14 protein-coding genes are annotated in these 14,378 nt (G+C 53.8%); 5 read left to right on the top strand and 9 right to left on the bottom strand.

The features are described 5' to 3' along the window. Window positions 1–31: 31 nt before the first annotated feature. Window positions 32–2,293, bottom strand: a complete 2,262-nt coding sequence (metE, locus tag OGV89_RS01060) for a 5-methyltetrahydropteroyltriglutamate--homocysteine S-methyltransferase (protein WP_044702237.1) — start codon at window positions 2,291–2,293, stop codon at window positions 32–34. 235 nt (window positions 2,294–2,528) lie between these two features. Between metE and metR the strand changes: the two genes are divergently transcribed. Beyond that, complete coding sequence (gene metR, locus OGV89_RS01055) at window positions 2,529–3,482, top strand: HTH-type transcriptional regulator MetR (protein ID WP_003844636.1); 954 nt, start codon at window positions 2,529–2,531, stop codon at window positions 3,480–3,482. On the opposite strand, the gene OGV89_RS01050 is transcribed toward metR, so the two are convergent. The 3 genes from OGV89_RS01050 to pldB form a co-directional block, all read right to left on the bottom strand. Then, a complete protein-coding gene (locus OGV89_RS01050; RefSeq protein WP_003844634.1) occupies window positions 3,370–4,269 on the bottom strand; it encodes a carboxylate/amino acid/amine transporter in 900 nt (299 codons plus the stop codon). The genes metR and OGV89_RS01050 overlap by 113 nt on opposite strands. A gap of 75 nt (window positions 4,270–4,344) precedes the next feature. Beyond that, a complete protein-coding gene (gene yigL, locus OGV89_RS01045) occupies window positions 4,345–5,145 on the bottom strand; it encodes a sugar/pyridoxal phosphate phosphatase YigL (RefSeq protein ID WP_003017910.1) in 801 nt (266 codons plus the stop codon). 15 nt (window positions 5,146–5,160) lie between these two features. Continuing rightward, the gene (gene pldB / locus OGV89_RS01040) at window positions 5,161–6,177 is read right to left on the bottom strand and encodes a lysophospholipase L2 (RefSeq protein WP_003017911.1); all 1,017 of its coding nucleotides are present in this window, start codon (window positions 6,175–6,177) and stop codon (window positions 5,161–5,163) included. Between the two features lie 110 nt (window positions 6,178–6,287). On the opposite strand from pldB, the gene rhtB reads away from it, so the two are divergent. Further along, window positions 6,288–6,908, top strand: coding sequence for a homoserine/homoserine lactone efflux protein (gene rhtB / locus OGV89_RS01035; protein ID WP_003828938.1), 621 nt, complete (start codon window positions 6,288–6,290; stop codon window positions 6,906–6,908). 162 nt (window positions 6,909–7,070) lie between these two features. Then, window positions 7,071–7,955: an Rpn family recombination-promoting nuclease/putative transposase gene (locus tag OGV89_RS01030; protein ID WP_286558023.1), complete on the top strand. Its 885-nt coding sequence runs from the start codon at window positions 7,071–7,073 to the stop codon at window positions 7,953–7,955. A 38-nt stretch (window positions 7,956–7,993) separates the two neighbouring features. Here the strand turns inward: OGV89_RS01030 and rhtC are convergent, their stop codons facing one another. From rhtC to pldA, 3 genes are all read right to left on the bottom strand, one after another. Further along, on the bottom strand, window positions 7,994–8,614 hold the full coding sequence (gene rhtC, locus OGV89_RS01025; protein ID WP_003844632.1) for a threonine export protein RhtC: 621 nt from the start codon (window positions 8,612–8,614) through the stop codon (window positions 7,994–7,996). A 63-nt stretch (window positions 8,615–8,677) separates the two neighbouring features. Next, window positions 8,678–10,507, bottom strand: coding sequence for an ATP-dependent DNA helicase RecQ (gene recQ / locus OGV89_RS01020; RefSeq protein WP_003844630.1), 1,830 nt, complete (start codon window positions 10,505–10,507; stop codon window positions 8,678–8,680). An 88-nt stretch (window positions 10,508–10,595) separates the two neighbouring features. After that, on the bottom strand, window positions 10,596–11,465 hold the full coding sequence (pldA, locus tag OGV89_RS01015) for a phospholipase A (protein ID WP_003017916.1): 870 nt from the start codon (window positions 11,463–11,465) through the stop codon (window positions 10,596–10,598). Between the two features lie 165 nt (window positions 11,466–11,630). Here pldA and yigI point away from each other — a divergent pair, with 165 nt between their 5' ends. Continuing rightward, complete coding sequence (gene yigI, locus OGV89_RS01010) at window positions 11,631–12,098, top strand: acyl-CoA thioesterase YigI (RefSeq protein WP_003017917.1); 468 nt, start codon at window positions 11,631–11,633, stop codon at window positions 12,096–12,098. A 51-nt stretch (window positions 12,099–12,149) separates the two neighbouring features. Next, window positions 12,150–13,043, top strand: a complete 894-nt coding sequence (rarD, locus tag OGV89_RS01005) for an EamA family transporter RarD (protein ID WP_003841213.1) — start codon at window positions 12,150–12,152, stop codon at window positions 13,041–13,043. Between the two features lie 73 nt (window positions 13,044–13,116). On the opposite strand, the gene corA is transcribed toward rarD, so the two are convergent. Both corA and ysgD read right to left on the bottom strand, forming a co-directional pair. Then, window positions 13,117–14,067, bottom strand: a complete 951-nt coding sequence (gene corA / locus OGV89_RS01000) for a magnesium/cobalt transporter CorA (RefSeq protein WP_003017920.1) — start codon at window positions 14,065–14,067, stop codon at window positions 13,117–13,119. Window positions 14,068–14,220: 153 nt separating this feature from the next. Then, a complete protein-coding gene (ysgD, locus tag OGV89_RS00995; protein WP_212723238.1) occupies window positions 14,221–14,277 on the bottom strand; it encodes a YsgD/CorL family protein in 57 nt (18 codons plus the stop codon). Window positions 14,278–14,378: the final 101 nt, after the last annotated feature.

Here is a 14,378-nt window from a genome sequence, read left to right as displayed (position 1 = left end):
CAAAACGGAGGCATCAGCCTCCGTTTTGTTTTTACGCCTGACGCAGATTCTGCGCCGCTTTAACCATGTTTGCCAGCGCGGCACGGGTTTCCGGCCAGCCGCGCGTTTTCAGGCCGCAGTCCGGGTTCACCCACAGACGCTCAGCCGGAATACGCTGCTCGGCTTTCTTCAGCAGAGCTTCAATCCACTCCACGCTCGGGACGTTCGGCGAGTGAATGTCGTAGACGCCCGGCCCGATTTCGTTCGGATAGTCGAACTCTTCGAACGACTCCAGCAGCTCCATATCAGAACGTGAAGTCTCAATAGTGATCACGTCCGCGTCCAGCGCCGCAATGGAGTCCATGATGTCGTTGAACTCGCAGTAACACATGTGGGTGTGGATCTGGGTTTCATCCTTCGCCACTGCCGCGTTAATGCGAAAGGCTTCCACGCCCCACTCCAGATACGCCGCCCAGTCGCTGCGACGCAGCGGTAAACCTTCACGCAGTGCCGGCTCATCAATCTGGATAATGCCGATCCCCGCTGCTTCCAGATCCGCAACTTCATCACGCAACGCCAGCGCAATCTGCTTCGCGATGGTTTCACGCGTCACGTCTTCACGCGGGAATGACCAGCAAAGAATGGTCACCGGACCGGTCAGCATACCTTTTACCGGTTTGTCGGTCAGTGACTGGGCATACTTCGCCCACTCCACGGTGATCGCTTCCGGGCGGCTGACGTCGCCAATGACTACCGGTGGCTTCACGCAACGGGAGCCATAGCTCTGCACCCAACCGTTCTGGGTAAAGACGAACCCGTCCAGATGCTCACCAAAGTATTCCACCATGTCGTTACGTTCGGCTTCACCGTGTACCAGCACGTCGAGCCCCAGACGCTCCTGTTCGGCGATCGCCTGTTTGATATGTTCCGCAATACCGGTGCGGTAGTTACCGGCATCCAGGTTGCCCTTTTTGAAGTCCAGACGCAGACCGCGAATTTCGGTGGTTTGCGGGAATGAGCCGATAGTCGTGGTCGGCCATGCCGGCAGATTAAAGCGGGCACGTTGCGCCTCGGCGCGAACCGGGTAAGCGTTGGCGCGCTGGCTGTCCTGGGCGGTGATTGCCGCCAGACGTTTTTCCACTGCGGCGTTGTGGACACGAGTAGAGTGACGACGAGCCTGAATCGGTGCGCTCCATTCGACAATTGCCGCCGTATCACCGCTGTTCAACGCATCACGCAGCAGCGCCAGCTCGCCGCATTTTTGCAGGGCGAAGGCAAACCAGCTCTTCACCTCTGCATCAAGGCGGGTTTCCACGCTGAGATCAATGGGGCTGTGCAGCAGGGAGCAGGAAGAAGCCACCCACAGGTCACGTTTCCCGACGATATCTTTAATTTGCGCGTATTTTTCGCTGAGATCGGCGCGCCAGACGTTGCGCCCGTTCACCAGGCCCGCTGACAGCAGCCAGTCGGCAGGCAGACGTTTGTGCAGCTCGGCGACATCATCTTTACCGTGCACGAAGTCGACGTGCAGTCCCTGCACCGGCAGCGCGGTAATGGTATCCAGGTTTGGCGTTACGCCTTCGAAGTAGGTGGTCAGTAGCAGCTTCACCTGGCCCTGCAGGGCATCATAAGCTGGTTTGAAAGCGTCCAGCCACGCTTGCGGTAATTCCAGCACCAGAGCAGGTTCGTCAATCTGCACCCACTCAATACCCCGTTTTGCCAGCTCCGCCAGCACCTGCTGGTAAACCGGCAGAATGTCGTTCAACAGACTCAGGCGGTCAAACTGTTCGCCCTTCACTTTCCCCAGCCACAGGTAAGTTACCGGCCCCAGCAGCACAGGTTTCACCTTGTGCCCGAGCGCCAGCGCTTCGTCTACTTCATCCAGCAGTTGCGTCCAGGTCAGTTTGAACTGCTGACCTTTGGTGAACTCTGGCACCATGTAGTGATAGTTGGTATTAAACCATTTGGTCATTTCTGCCGCCGCCGCTGGCTCACCGGTCGGTGCGCGGCCACGGCCAATACGGAATAAGGTATCGATATCGACCGAGCCGTCTTTATTCTGATGACGAGCCGGAACGTTGCCGAGCAGCAGGCTGGTAGTCAGCACGTGATCGTACCAGGCAAAATCACCTACCGGCAGCAGGTCAACACCCGCCTGCTTCTGCTGATCCCAGTGGCGGGCACGCAGCTCGCGGCCAACGGTCAGCAAATCTTCACGGGAAGAATTTCCCGCCCAGTAACTTTCTTGCGCTTTCTTCAACTCGCGACGCAGGCCAACGCGAGGGAAACCGAGGGTGTGATTCAATATTGTCATTTTTCTTCCTCTAATTATATGTAAATCCTATGGATTTTGAATTTAGGGAAGGCGGCAAGTTTACTCATCCCCAGGAGCTTACTGAAGTAAGTGACTGGGGTGGGGAAACTAAGCCAACGCACCATAAATTTAAAAGACGAAGGATTTTAGCCGTCCAGATGTTTACACATCCATAATTGGCGGTTACTGTATATTCCTCAAGCGCAATTTGTTCATGCCGAAGTGAAGGACTTTCATGATCGAGATTAAACACCTGAAAACGCTCCAGGCGTTGCGGAATAGCGGTTCGCTGGCAGCCGCCGCGGCGACGTTGCATCAGACCCAATCCGCTCTTTCTCACCAGTTCAGCGATCTGGAGCAGCGCCTTGGCTTTCGACTTTTTATCCGTAAAAGCCAGCCTCTGCGCTTTACGCCGCAGGGAGAAATCCTGCTGCAGTTAGCCAATCAGGTGTTGCCGCAAATTGGTCGTGCGCTGCAGGCTTGCAACGAACCGCAGCAAACCCGGCTGCGAATCGCAATTGAATGTCACAGTTGTATTCAATGGCTGACGCCCGCGCTGGAGAATTTTCGTGCCAACTGGCCACAGGTGGAGATGGACTTTAAATCCGGCGTGACGTTCGATCCGCAACCAGCGCTACAGCAGGATGAGCTGGATCTGGTGTTAACCTCCGACATTCTGCCGCGCAGCGGATTGCACTACTCGCCGATGTTTGATTTTGAAGTCCGCCTGGTACTGGCGCCTGACCATCCGTTGGCCAGCAAAACGCAAATCACGCCGGAAGATTTGGCCAGCGAGACGCTGCTCATTTACCCGGTGCAACGGAGTCGACTGGATGTCTGGCGACATTTCTTACAGCCTGCGGGCGTGAGTCCGTCGCTGAAGAGCGTGGATAACACCCTGCTGCTGATTCAGATGGTTGCAGCCAGAATGGGTATCGCGGCGTTACCGCACTGGGTGGTGGAGAGTTTTGAACGCCAGGGTTTAGTAGTGACTAAAACCCTGGGTGATGGATTGTGGAGCCGACTGTACGCCGCCGTGCGTGATGGCGAGCAGCGACAGCCGGTCACAGAAGCGTTTATTCGCTCAGCGCGGAATCACGCCTGCGATCATCTGCCGTTTGTGCGGAGTGCGGAACGACCCACTTTCGATGTACCCACAGAGAGGCCACTATCACAGCCGCGCCAATGATGAAGCTTGGCCAGTGAGGCTGTTGATGCCAGATAGCCAGGTTGACCAACAGCCCGGCCGGCACATGCATATTGTTCATGATGCCCAGCGTACCGGCATCCACCTGGGTCGCGCCGTAGTTCCACATAAAGTAACCAATGCCGGACGCTGCCACGCCAAGAAAGACCAGGATACCCCACTGTAGCGTAGTGGTAGGCATTTTCTGCGCATTGCCCAGCATGAACCAGGCCACGACAGCCACCATAAAGGCCCCCATATAAAACCAGGCAAAAGCGTTATGCTGTGGCATTGGGCGGGTTTCCATCAGACGCTTGTAGCCCACCATACCGATGGCAAAACTAATGTTGGAAAGCTGCACCAGCAGCAGGCCAGTCCAGAAGTGGCTGGTTACCTGATCGTAACGAATAATCCCCGCGCCAATCACCGCCAGTAACGCACTGAAAGCGTAGCTCCAACGCAAACGGCGCCCGCTCATCAGGTCATAAATCAGCGTGATGTAGAGCGGCGTCAGCACGGTGAAAAGCAACAGCTCTGAAACCGTCAGATACAGGTAGGCGTGAAAACTCAGCATATACATAATGCCAAGCTGCATGGCCCCCACCAGCATATATAGCGCGATCGTTTTTACGCTGTGCCCACGGGTTCGTAAAAACGGCAGGAACACCAGCGCCGCGAGTCCAACGCGCACCAGCACCGCAAAATAGCTATCGACATGACCAGCAAGGTACTCGCCAAACAGGCTGAAGGAAAAGGCCCACAAAATAGTGGTAATGATGAGTAGCGCCACAATGGATGTCTCTTAGAACAGGGAACATCCATTGTAGCGGAGAGCTTAGTTGACAACTGGTCAACTAAAGAACAATTACTTTAAAAAGAGATCGCGCAGGTAGTGCGGCACGGCATCGTCGGCGTTGAGTCCGATGACTTCCAGCTCCGGATGCAGATCCTTCAGGCGCTGGTGGGCATTGCCCATGATGCAGCCTTTGCCCGCCATGGAGAGCATTTCCGCATCGTTCATCCCATCGCCAAAAGCGATGCAGTCTTTCAGGCTGTAGCCCATCGCTTTCGCTACCGCTTCCAGCGCATGACCTTTCGACACGCCGCCCGCCATGACTTCCAGACAGGTAAGCGTAGAGAAGCTGACGTTGACGCGATCGCCCCAGCGGGCGTTAATCGCCTGCTCCAGCGGTAGCAGTCTTTCGTGAGAGTCGGTGGTGAAGAACACTTTGCTGACGCCTTCAGGCTCCAGTAATGCAGGTTCAAACAGGGAATAGTTAAACACTGCTTCTTTGAAGAATCGCATTTCGTCCGGACGATGGCGATTCATAAACCATTCATCATCGCGATAAACGTTGGTCACGATGTCCGGATTTGCATTCACTACGCCAAACAGGTCGCTGGCAATGTCGCGATCCAGGTTATGGGAAAAAACCAGATTCCCGTCAGAATCATGCACCCGCGCGCCGTTGGACGTGATCATGTAGGTTTTAATGCCGAGGTTATCGCGAATTTGCCCCACATCAACATGATGACGGCCAGTCGCAAACACGAAGTTAACGCCGCGAGCGGTCAATAACTTCAGCGTCTCTTTGGCATAGGGGGACAGAGTATGGTCGGGGGAAAGCAGCGTACCGTCTAAATCAGACGCAACAACCTGATACATAAGAAAATTAAACCTCTAGGCAAAGCGGGTTCCGCTGGATGAGTTATGTTTGTCGAAAAATTCGACAATAGCGTTAAGCGCGACTGAGCGCATGGCGTCCTTTTCAAAAAGGATCTCATGGTACGCGCCTTTGATAACAAGCGGCTGACCTCCTTCTACAGGATGGCCCGCTGCGGCGCGGAGTTCACAAAAACGATCGTGCATGCGGTTATCCACTACACGTTCTTCTTCAGCCTGAATCAGCAGCGTCGGCGTCGCATCATCCCCAGCGCCAGCCAAAACCTGTTCACCAGCCAGAATCCCTTCGCGTACCCAGTGATAGGTGGGACCGCCAACGCGCAACCGCGGCTCATCAGCATAGAAGCGTAGATTGCGCCGATAGCGCTGTCGACTATGGGTTAACGCATTCATACCGAACGGCAGCGCCCGCCAGCGCCCGGTTCCCATCGCATAGCCTTCGCGGATCCGCGGATGCCCTTCAGCCCAGTCCAGAATGTGGCGCACCATCCAGTCGGGAAAGCGCATCACAATACCAAACATCGGTGCACAAAGCGCGATGGCATCACACTGATTCGGGTGGCGCTGCAGGAATAACGTGGCAATCGCCCCGCCCATTGAATGCGCCAGGATATAGCGTTTTCTCCACGGGCCGGGTAGCACCTCCTGCTGCCAGAAGGCGGTTAAATCGTCGACATAGTCATTAAAGTTATCGACATGACCGCGATGTGGATCCGAAAGCATTCGCCCGGAACGCCCCTGACCACGGTGATCGATAATGAGCACGTCAAAACCAGAATGAAACAGGTCATACGCCAGTTCAGCGTATTTCACATAGCTTTCAATGCGTCCAGGACAGACGACGATGACGCGATCGTTTTTTTCTGCATGAAAACGCACAAAATGTACGGGGATATCATCCACACCCGTAAATTCCGCTTCTTCCCGCTGACGCCAGAAATCTGTCAGTGGCCCCATGGAAAAAGCAGCAAACGCGTTTTCTCTTGTTTCCCAGTCCTTTTGCTGCTGAAACATCGGGTATCCAGCCTCGCTGACCAAGTAAAATCGTTTTTTTCGCCGTCGCTGATACAACCTAACGGCAGTAGCGTATTGTGGCATAAAAATAGACAATCCGGGAGTTTCTCATGACCTTTGAATGGTGGTTCGCCTACCTGCTGACCTCTATTATTTTGAGCTTGTCTCCAGGCTCTGGCGCAATCAACACTATGACCACCGCCATCAGCCATGGTTATCGCGGTGCCAGCGCGTCGATTGCGGGTTTACAGACCGGGCTGGGCATTCATATCGTTTTGGTAGGCGTGGGGCTGGGAACGCTATTTTCACGTTCGGTGATCGCATTTGAGGTGCTGAAGTGGGCGGGAGCGGCCTATCTGATTTGGCTGGGTATTCAACAATGGCGGGCTGCGGGCGCTATCGATCTGAACACCATGGCGAATACACAATCACGCAGCCGCCTGTTCAAACGCGCGGTCTTTGTGAATCTGACCAACCCCAAAAGCATTGTTTTTCTTGCCGCCCTGTTCCCGCAGTTTATCCTGCCGCAGGAACCGCAACTGATGCAGTACGTGGTGCTTGGCGTTACGACCATCGTGGTCGATATCATTGTGATGATCGGTTACGCGACGCTGGCCACGCGCATTGCAGGCTGGATTAAAGGACCAAAGCAAATGAAGGCGCTCAACAAAGTGTTTGGCTCGCTATTTATGCTGATAGGCGCTCTGCTGGCATCGGCAAGGCATGCCTAGCCAATGGAACGGCACTCGCAAAGAAATGCTAACAGTATGAACGTCTGAATATGACTTTCCGCACTTAGCCGCAAAGGAGGAAAAGTCTTTTATTCTGCGCTGTTAGGTGTTGAATACCAGTGTAAGAATGCCGCCACTCTCACTTCTCACGGATGATGGACGATGGCGGAAGCAACGACACCCCATGACGCAGTATTTAAGACCTTCCTCTCCCGCGTGGAAACCGCGCGGGACTTTATCGAACTTCATCTTCCTCCCTCGTTAATCAAAATCTGCAAACTGGAAACGCTCCGTCTGGAATCAGGCAGTTTTGTGGAGGACGATCTGCGCCCCTATTTCAGCGATATTCTCTACTCACTGGAAACCACCAGCGGACAAGGCTATGTACATGTGCTTATTGAGCATCAAAGCTCACCTGACAAGCATATGTCATTTCGCCTGATGCGCTACGCTATCGCCGCGATGCAACGTCATCTTGAGGCTGGAAACGACACTCTACCGCTGGTGATTCCAGTGCTCTTTTACCATGGCAAGCAAAGCCCATGGCAAGGCTCAATGAACTGGCTGGATCACTTTGAGGATTCGGGAACCGCCCTTCAACTTTACAGCACACCGTTTCCGTTGGTGGATGTGACGGTTATTCCAGATGATGAAATCATGCAGCATCGCAGTATGGCGGCGCTGACATTAGTGCAAAAGCATATTCGCCAGCGCGACATGGCACAGCTGCTGGATAAACTTACCCGCCTGTTTATGCTGGAGAAGATGAGCGGACAACAAATAACCGTGCTGGTAAACTACATGGTGCAAGCAGGGAATACACAAGATGTTCAGACATTACTGTATAAGCTGGCACAGCGTGTGCCGCAGCATGGAGACAAACTGATGACAATGGCGGATCAACTAAAGCAGATAGGCCGTGAAGAGGGCAAACGCATTGCCCTCACTGATGTAGCAAAAGCAATGCTCAAGCGAGATCTTGATACCGATGCGATTATAGAAATGACCGGCCTTTCGAAGGATGAATTACAGAAGCTTGCGCAATAAACCGTACTCCGCCTGGGACTCCCAGGCGGGTAACAAACTTAGCGCGAAATAATCAGGTGGATGCCGAAACCCGCGAACAGCGCCCCGGCAAAACCGTCAATCCACTTCGCCAGGCGCTGATAGCCACGACGCATCTTCGGCAGCGCAAACAGGCTGGCAACCACGGTAAACCACGCCAGCGTTTCCACAATAATCAGGGCAAAAATCCCCCAACGCGCACCCGTTCCGACGTTGTCGCCAACAAATAACGAGAAGACGGAGCCAAAATAGATAATGGCTTTAGGGTTCGCCAGATTGGTCAGCAGACCTTTCAAGAAGCTGCGTCCGCTCTGCGCCAGCTCCACCTGCGGAGTGGGAGCTGCAACATCCTGTTTTTCAAACGCGCCGCGCAGCATCTGGTAGCCCATCCAGCACAGATACAGACCCCCACCGACCATAATAATGGTGTGCAGCCAGGCCATTTTTTCGATAATCAGATGCAGGCCGAGCAGCGCCACGCCTGCCCAGACCATGACGCCACAGGTAATACCCAGCACGCCCATCATCGCTTCTTTGCGCGAACGGCTCACGGCCGTTTGAGAGACAAAGAAAAAATCGGGACCGGGACTCATCAGCGCAACGATGTGCACCAACGCAACGGTGAAAAATAGCGTTAACATAAAAATGACTCGCGGGGGAATAGTTCAGTGAGTCACCATCCTGGCACTTTTTTGCCCGGCTGACTACTCTTCGTCGTCACCATCAACATGTGCGCGAATAAGCGCCATAAACTCTTTACCGAAACGCTCAAGTTTACGCATTCCCACGCCGTTGACGCTCAGCATTTCACTCGGTGAAACCGGCATTTGTTCGGCCATTTCAATCAACGTAGCGTCGTTGAACACCACGTACGGCGGGATGTTCTCTTCATCGGCAATGGCTTTACGCAGCTTACGCAATTTGGCGAACAGTTTGCGGTCATAGTTGCCGCCGAAGGATTTCTGCATCGCGCGCGGTTTCAGCGCCACAATACGCGGTACCGCAAGCTGTAGTGGAACTTCACCGCGCAGCACCGGACGCGCGGCTTCGGTTAACTGTAACGCGGAGTGATGAGCAATATTCTGCGTCACCAGGCCCAGGTGAATAAGCTGGCGAATAACGCTCACCCAGTGTTCGTGGCTTTGCTCGCGACCAATGCCATAGACCGGCAGTTTGTCATGAGCCAGCTCGCGAATACGCTGGTTATTCGCGCCACGCAGAACCTCGACGACATAGCCCATACCAAAACGTTGGTTAACACGGTAGATCGTCGACAGCGCTTTACGCGCATCCATGAGTCCGTCGTACTGCTTTGGCGGATCGAGGCAGATGTCGCAGTTACCACACGGCTCCTGACGCCCTTCGCCAAAATAATTCAGCAGCACCAGGCGACGACAGGTTTGTGCCTCGGCAAACGCCCCCATCGCATTGAGCTTATGCCGTTCGATATCCAGCAGTTGCCCAGCGGGTTTCTCTTCGAGGCAACGGCGTAGCCATGCCATATCAGCCGGATCGTAAAACAGCATCGCTTCCGCCGGTAGACCATCACGCCCGGCGCGGCCGGTTTCCTGGTAATAGGATTCGATATTGCGCGGAATGTCGAAATGCACCACGAAGCGTACGTTAGGTTTGTTGATCCCCATACCGAACGCCACGGTCGCCACCACGATTTGCAGGTCGTCGCGCTGGAATTTCTCCTGCACCTCGGCGCGTACGGCATTTTCCAACCCGGCATGATAAGCCCCGGCGCTGATGCCACGGCTTTGCAGACGCGCGGCGGTGTCCTCGACTTTAGCGCGACTGTTACAGTAGATAATGCCAGACTTACCGCGCTGCTCTTGCACGTAGCGCATCAGTTGATCGAGCGGCTTAAACTTCTCCATCAACATGTAGCGAATGTTCGGGCGGTCAAAGCTGCTGATCTGAATTAACGGGTCGTTGAGTCCCAGCAGACGCACAATGTCCAGCCGGGTTGTCTCATCCGCGGTCGCGGTCAGCGCCACAAACGGCAGGGTTGGGAAACGTTGGCGCAACTGGCCCAGCGCCGCGTATTCGGGGCGGAAATCATGCCCCCACTGCGAAATACAGTGCGCTTCATCAACCGCCAGCAGCACCGGATTCCAGTGCGCCAGATGCTCAAGGAAGTTATCCAGCATCAGGCGTTCGGGCGCAATGTACAGTAAGCGAATCTGTCCTGTACGACAGCCTGCCATCACCTCAAGCTGCTGCTCACGACTTTGAGTAGAGTTAAGGCACGCCGCCGCCACGCCGTTGGCCAGCAGTTGATCGACCTGATCCTTCATCAAGGAAATCAGCGGAGAAACAACAACGGTGAGTCCGTTTAGCAATAATGCGGGAATTTGATAGCACAGGGATTTACCGCCGCCGGTCGGCATAACGACCAGGCAGTCGCGACCAGAGAGCACGGTATCAATGATTTCTTCCTGACCAGGGCGAAACTGTTGGTAGCCAAAGGTTTCTTGCAAAACCTGTTTAGCGCCCATTTCCAGATTCAACACTTCCGCCTGCGCCACATTAACCCCATTAGCCTGAAATAAAAACAGGCGCTATTTTCAGCGCCTGAGAGAGAAACTGCAATGATTAAAATACTCTCAATACTTATCAGAAGATATCGTTGAGCATCACGCCCACACCAACACGGGTCTGATTGAAGTTATAGTCAATCAGCGATTCGCCGTAACCGCTGTAAACCTGGGTGTAAAGACGCACATGCTTCGTAATGGGGTAACTGACACCCAACTCAGCGCCGCCGTAACCGGTATTCCAGTTGTACTGACCTTTCGCACTTAAGACGGCGTCACCGAGGTGATAACCCAGTTTGAGCTGATAGTAGCCCATATATTTTGTGATATCCGGGTTATCATCAGTGCTGCCGATGACGTACCACGGCTTAACTTCCACCAGCCAGTTACCGTTTTCAGCCATCAGGCGAGTATAAAGACGGTTCCAGCTACGTGAAGTGGGATCGGAGCGGCCGTTGGAATCATGGTTATAACCCATTTCGACATCACGAAGCGTCCAACCGGCAAAGCGGTAGTCGGTGGCGAAACCGAGAAACAATTGCGGTTCGTAGTTGGTTTCGCGAAACGGTGAAGACTCTTCACTGTTAGAAAGCTGCCACCAGGATTTCTGGGTATAGGAGCCGCCGAGTACCGAATTTGGGCCTAATATCCCGCGCCACAGCGGAAACGCCAGGCTTAGCTGAAACTTAACCTCATCTTTGCGCGCATTTTCGGACCAGCTATAGCTGCTGATCGCCTCTTTGTTCATGTCGCTGGTATTGGTGTAGATAAGATAGTTAGTGTCATAAGGATAAAGCGTGAAAGGGTTGTCATGTTCCTGCAGCATGTTGGCGATAATACTGCCACGAACCGCCGGTGCATCATGAATCTCTTTCACTGTCGCTTCCTGCGCATACGCGGTCAACGGCAGCATGACTGCTGGTAGTAACCATCCCAAAATCGCCCGCATCGGTACTGTTCTCCTGAACCAAAATATTGATGAATTGTATAATTATCTGGCAAGTATTCTACATACTTAGCGAGTTCCTCGTTAGTTATCCCGTCCTAAAGTAGAAAACAACAAATAATAAGCATAATATCAACATCTCATTAACCATTAAGATGTAGGGATCATATGTCTGCCGTACTTACTGCTGAGGAAGCGCTGAAGTTAGTGGGTGAAATGTTTGTCTATCATATGCCGTTTAACCGGGCGCTGGGACTTGAGCTTGAACGCTATGAGAAAGAATTTGCTCAATTAGCCTTTAATAATCAACCGATGATGGTCGGCAACTGGGCGCAAAGCATTTTGCATGGCGGCGTGATCGCCTCGGCGCTGGACGTCGCCGCCGGACTGGTGTGCGTTGGCAGTACGCTAACCCGCCATGAGACGATCAGTGAGGACGAACTGCGTCAGCGGATGTCACGCATGGGAACCATCGATTTGCGCGTTGATTACCTGCGCCCAGGGAGAGGGAATCGCTTTACCGCCACCAGCAGCCTGCTGCGGGCGGGTAATAAAGTCGCCGTGGCACGCGTGGAACTGCATAACGAAGAACAGCTTTATATTGCCAGCGCAACCGCCACTTATATGGTGGGGTAAGCAGGCAAAAAAAGGTAAACTGCTGTTACATTTCTGCAATGAGTTTTCCCGATGGATGCTAAACAAACGCGGCAGGGCGTGTTACTCGCTCTTGCTGCTTATTTTATTTGGGGTATCGCACCTGCCTACTTCAAGCTGATTTACTATGTCCCGGCGGATGAGATCCTGACGCACCGTGTCATCTGGTCATTTTTCTTCATGGTGGTGCTGATGAGCATCAGCCGCCAATGGTCGGGTGTCAAAACGCTGCTCCAAACGCCAAAGAAGATCTTCCTGCTGGCGCTCTCGGCGGTGCTCATCGGCGGAAACTGGCTGCTGTTCATTTGGGCGGTCAATAATCACCATATGCTGGAAGCCAGCCTCGGCTATTTTATTAACCCGCTGGTGAATATTGTGCTGGGAATGCTTTTCCTCGGCGAACGCTTTCGTCGCATGCAGTGGCTGGCGGTACTGTTAGCCGCATGCGGCGTGCTGGTACAGCTGTGGACCTTCGGATCGCTGCCAATCATCGCGCTGGGACTGGCGTTCAGCTTTGCGTTCTATGGCCTGGTGCGCAAGAAGATTGCGGTCGAAGCACAAACCGGCATGCTGATCGAAACCCTGTGGCTTTTACCCGTTGCAGCCATCTATCTGTTTGGCATTGCCGACAGCCCAACCAGCCATATGGGGCAAAACCCGATGTCGCTCAATCTGCTGCTGATTGCTGCGGGTGTCGTGACCACCATTCCGCTGCTGTGCTTTACCGGCGCGGCAACCCGCCTGCGTCTGTCGACGCTGGGTTTTTTCCAGTACATTGGCCCTACGCTGATGTTCCTGCTGGCGGTAACGTTCTACGGTGAAGTACCGGGTGCGGACAAGATGGTCACTTTCGCGTTTATCTGGGTCGCGCTGGCGATTTTCGTGATGGATGCGATTTATACGCAACGACGGGTTCGTCGGAGCTAGGGGATTGCCGGATGGCGCTTCGCTTATCCGGCCTACAAAAGCACATCACCGTAGGCCGGATAAGTCACCGCCATTACAGCCAGTTCTTGCGCTTAAAGTACAGATACGGCGCCAGACCGGCGAGCATCATAAAGACAATCGCCCCAGGATAACCAAAGCTCCAGTGCAGTTCCGGCATGAACTCAAAGTTCATCCCATAGCTGGACGCCACCAGCGTCGGCGGCAGGAACACCACAGAAACCACCGAGAAGATCTTGATGATGCGGTTCTGCTCGATGTTGATAAAACCCATCGCCGCCTGCATCAGGAAGTTAACCTTCTGGAACAGCGATTCATTGTGCGGCAGCAGAGATTCGATATCGCGCAGGATCTCACGCGCCTGCTCCAGCTGACTGCCCGGCAACCGCGCTTTACGCACCAGGAAGTTCAGTGCGCGTTGGGTATCCATCAGACACAAGCGTACCTTCCAGCCGATATCTTCCAGTTCCGCCAGCGTCGACAGCGCTTCGTCATATTCATCGCCCTGACGCCCTTCCATGATCACACGGCTGAGTTTTTCCAGGTCGCTGTAGATGTTTTCGATCTCATCCGCCAGCTGTTCAATTTTGGTTTCGAACAGGTCGAGCAACAGCTCGTAGGCATTGCCATCCACCATAGCCTGGTTGCGCGCACGCATGCGGTACAGGCGAAAGGCCGGCAATTCGCGCTCACGCAGGGTAAACAGACGGCCTTCGCGAATAGTAAATGCGACGGTTGAGTTACCCGCGTGATCGTCGGCATCTTCATAAAAGAAGAAGGAGTGAATGTGCAGACCGTCTTCGTCTTCAAAAAAACGCGCGGATGCTTCGATGTCTTCCAGTTCAGGGCGCGTAGCCAGATTCTGGCCCAAGTCCTTTTGCACACGGTTTCGTTCTTCGTCATCCGGCTCGACTAAATCGACCCAAACCGAACTGGCCAGGTGCTCGATCTCGTCTGCCTCAAGGCGAGTTAAACGATTGTTTTCCAGTTGAAATGCGCTCAGCATGACCGGGACTCCCAATGCAAAAAATTATCGGACAGTTCGGAGGGCACACAGAAACAAATTGGGTTTCAGACCATTAAACAGCCTGACTCAGCGCGACGGGAAAAACAGAAGGTCGCTGACAACCGCGAAGGCTATCAGCAAAAAGGGATAGCCTTAGGAGTTGATCCTGGATGACAGGATAATGAGCCAGTATCTACTGGGTGTGTCCAAGGCGAATGTCCTCTTAGCGTAATCGTGCGCGCATGTTACGCCAGCAAAATTTTGACGTCAACACGCAACGAAACGCTAGCCTGGATAAATTACCTGCTCAT

Origin of the sequence: Citrobacter sp. Cf125 (assembly GCF_030333935.1) — a bacterium.
Classification (GTDB): Bacteria; Pseudomonadota; Gammaproteobacteria; order Enterobacterales; family Enterobacteriaceae; genus Citrobacter; species Citrobacter freundii.
The sequence above is the reverse complement of the archived record's forward strand: the minus strand, read 5'-3'. Positions and strand labels throughout refer to the sequence as shown.

Excerpts from the sequence above, each read along its gene's own strand:
- rhtC (WP_003844632.1), bottom strand. The coding sequence starts at position 8,614 with ATGTTAACGCTATTTTTCACCGTTGCGTTGGTGCACATCGTTGCGCTG.
- metE (WP_044702237.1), bottom strand. The coding sequence starts at position 2,293 with ATGACAATATTGAATCACACCCTCGGTTTCCCTCGCGTTGGCCTGCGT.
- OGV89_RS01030 (WP_286558023.1), top strand. The coding sequence starts at position 7,071 with ATGGCGGAAGCAACGACACCCCATGACGCAGTATTTAAGACCTTCCTC.
- pldB (WP_003017911.1), bottom strand. The coding sequence starts at position 6,177 with ATGTTTCAGCAGCAAAAGGACTGGGAAACAAGAGAAAACGCGTTTGCT.
- metR (WP_003844636.1), top strand. The coding sequence starts at position 2,529 with ATGATCGAGATTAAACACCTGAAAACGCTCCAGGCGTTGCGGAATAGC.
- corA (WP_003017920.1), bottom strand. The coding sequence starts at position 14,067 with ATGCTGAGCGCATTTCAACTGGAAAACAATCGTTTAACTCGCCTTGAG.
- yigL (WP_003017910.1), bottom strand. The coding sequence starts at position 5,145 with ATGTATCAGGTTGTTGCGTCTGATTTAGACGGTACGCTGCTTTCCCCC.
- rhtB (WP_003828938.1), top strand. The coding sequence starts at position 6,288 with ATGACCTTTGAATGGTGGTTCGCCTACCTGCTGACCTCTATTATTTTG.
- yigI (WP_003017917.1), top strand. The coding sequence starts at position 11,631 with ATGTCTGCCGTACTTACTGCTGAGGAAGCGCTGAAGTTAGTGGGTGAA.
- pldA (WP_003017916.1), bottom strand. The coding sequence starts at position 11,465 with ATGCGGGCGATTTTGGGATGGTTACTACCAGCAGTCATGCTGCCGTTG.
- rarD (WP_003841213.1), top strand. The coding sequence starts at position 12,150 with ATGGATGCTAAACAAACGCGGCAGGGCGTGTTACTCGCTCTTGCTGCT.